This window comes from Eudoraea sp. (genome assembly GCF_049665975.1).
GTDB lineage: Bacteria > Bacteroidota > Bacteroidia > Flavobacteriales > Flavobacteriaceae > Eudoraea.
This window is the reverse complement of record NZ_JBATGR010000433.1, coordinates 1-2,535: the sequence shown is the minus strand read 5'-3', so window position 1 is coordinate 2,535 and position 2,535 is coordinate 1. Positions and strand designations below refer to the sequence as shown.

Annotated in this window: 3 protein-coding genes and 1 pseudogene; 3 read left to right on the top strand and 1 reads right to left on the bottom strand. The window is 37.7% G+C overall.

Going from position 1 to position 2,535, the window contains the following annotated elements:
* The 3 genes and pseudogenes from WBN20_RS14255 to lpxD all read left to right on the top strand — a co-directional run.
* Positions 1-313 (top strand): annotated as a pseudogene (locus WBN20_RS14255) (alcohol dehydrogenase); the annotation flags it as partial.
* Between the two features lie 39 nt (positions 314-352).
* The gene (locus WBN20_RS14250) at positions 353-1,048 is read left to right on the top strand and encodes a 3-keto-disaccharide hydrolase (RefSeq protein WP_424282169.1); all 696 of its coding nucleotides are present in this window, start codon (positions 353-355) and stop codon (positions 1,046-1,048) included.
* A gap of 163 nt (positions 1,049-1,211) precedes the next feature.
* The gene (lpxD, locus tag WBN20_RS14245) at positions 1,212-2,201 is read left to right on the top strand and encodes a UDP-3-O-(3-hydroxymyristoyl)glucosamine N-acyltransferase (RefSeq protein ID WP_424272008.1); all 990 of its coding nucleotides are present in this window, start codon (positions 1,212-1,214) and stop codon (positions 2,199-2,201) included.
* Positions 2,202-2,319: 118 nt separating this feature from the next.
* Here lpxD and WBN20_RS14240 read toward each other — a convergent pair.
* On the bottom strand, positions 2,320-2,535 hold a 216-nt coding region (locus WBN20_RS14240; RefSeq protein WP_424282168.1), incomplete at its 5' end, for a TIM barrel protein.

Sequence of the window (2,535 nt, the reverse complement as noted above, 5' to 3'; positions counted from 1 at the left end):
TAATACTACCTGCCTGAATTCAATAATGGGACTTAGAAAAAGGGGTAGGCATATTCAGATTGGCTTAATGACAGAATCACATGTTACACCTCCGATACCTATGCCACTAGTTGTGGCAAACGAATTGGAGATCCTGGGAAGCCATGGGATGCAAGCCCATAAATATCCTGAAATGTTTAATTTTATTAAATCCACAGGAATTAAATTAAGCAATATGATCACTAAAACCATTTCCCTGGAAGAAGTACCATTTCACTTACCTGATATGCATCAATTTAGTTCTGCAGGGATTATGGTAATCAATTCTTTTTAATATGATTTATTGCACATTTATTTAAATCACCAGCATTACATGAAAAGATTTTTGACATTTCTGATATTCATATCATTATTAATTGGATGTGGTCAAAAAGATTCTTTTAGCCTTTTTAATGGAAAAGATTTTGATGGTTGGCATGTTGATGTTCCAGAAATGGATAGTATTCCAACTTCTATAAACCCATTTATCATTCGGAATGGGATGCTGGTTAGCCTTGGTACTCCTCGAGGCCATCTGATTACAGATTCAGTATTTCAGGATTACAGGTTGGAAATTGAATACCGTTTCCCCGGAAAACCAGGTAATTGCGGTGTATTGGTACATGCATCAAAACCAAGAGCATTGTATAAAATGTTTCCAAAGTCAATAGAAGTGCAAATGATGCATGAAAATGCAGGTGATTTTTGGTGTATAGTTGAAGATATAAAAACGGACGATATGATAGGACGCAGAGGGCCCAAAGAAAACTGGGGTATTATTGAAGGTAAGGCGAGGAGGATTAAAAACCTTACCGATGGTTCTGAAAACCCCTTGGGAGAATGGAATTCAATGGTCGTAGAATGTTTAAAAAATGAGGTGAAAGTCTGGGTAAATGGAGATTTGGTTAACTATGGTTATGAAACCACGGCCAGCATTGGTCAAATTGCCTTGCAGGCGGAAGGTTCCGAAGTAGAATTTCGAAAAGTGCAACTAATACCAATTAGAAGCTTAAGTATATTTGTAGAGTAGCAAATTATTTAATATCTGCTCAAACCAACAATATCTTTTAAATTACCATCCCTGATTTATACCCTTGCCCATTTGTAAAGTGTGTAAAAATGATGCTCTAAATATAAATTCTATCTTTGTAAAATGACCCTATTATTACCATAAAAGCTAACAACTAAAACATATGAAATCATTTACTATTCAGGAAATTAATGCGATTCTCGGAGGAGAACTAGTGGGAAATACAGATCAGAAGATATTGGGTTTAGAAGAAATTGATAAAGCTGGTAATTCGCAAATCACTTTTATCGGGAGCAGAAAATATGCTCAAAAATGGGAAAATTCCAAAGCAGCAGCGGCAATTATTAACGAAGGACTCAAAGCTGAGCCCGGAGAAAACAAAGCCCTGATTAGAGTGAAAAATGCTGATTTGGCTATGGCAAAACTATTGGAAGTTTTTGTTAAAGAAACACCACATTTTGATGTAGATATACATCCCACTGCAGTTATTCATGACACGGCCACAATAGGTGAAGGAAGTAAAATTGGTGCCGGATGTTATATAGGAAAAGATGTTGTTCTGGGTGAAAAGGTTATTGTATATCCTAATGTCACTGTTCTGGACGAAACTACAATTGGAGCTCATACAATTATATGGTCAGGTACGGTTATTCGCGAGCGAACCGTAATAGGGGCTTACTGCATTTTTCAGAATAACGTAAGCATTGGTGGCGATGGTTTTGGATATCGCCCTAGGGAAGATGGACGAGGGTTAGTAAAAATTCCTCATATAGGGAATGTGGTAATTGGTAATGACGTGGAAATTGGAGCAAATTCATCCGTTGACCGCGCAAAATTTAGTTCTACAATATTAGGCGACGGTTGTAAGATTGATAACCAGGTCCAGATTGCTCATAATTGTGTTTTAGGGCGTTCTTGTATCATGGCAGGGGCAAGTGGTCTCGCTGGATCTGTGACCCTGGGCGACGGAGTAGTTATTGGAGGTAGTGCATCTATAAAAGATCACACAACAATTCATTCCGGTGCTACTGTAGGAGCTGGTTCAGGAGTTTTGGCTGACGTTCCGGCGGGGAAAACTGTATTAGGGTATCCTGCAGCGGATGCCCGCGAGAAACTGAAGGAATGGGTAGCTTGCCGTAACTTGATTAAGTAAAAAACTAAGGCAATTTTTGGTAGAAATTGAATGCCTGAATAAAATTATTTACGCTGGAATACGTTATAACTTGTTTTTTAATTATAATCAATAATAACTTTATTTATAAGGTGTTAACTTATTTAAAATCAGGCCAGTACATGGCAATTTTTTTTCTTAGAAAAGCTACGCTTCGTGCTAACTGATCCATTCCGTCCACGCCGTCTTCTATGCTGATCCATCCATCAAAATTTACTCTTTTCAACTCTGTGAAAATAGCGTCATAGTCATTTAAACCTTTGCCAATTTCTCCATGACGAAGTCTTTTAGCATAACCCAAAACACCGTCTTCCTC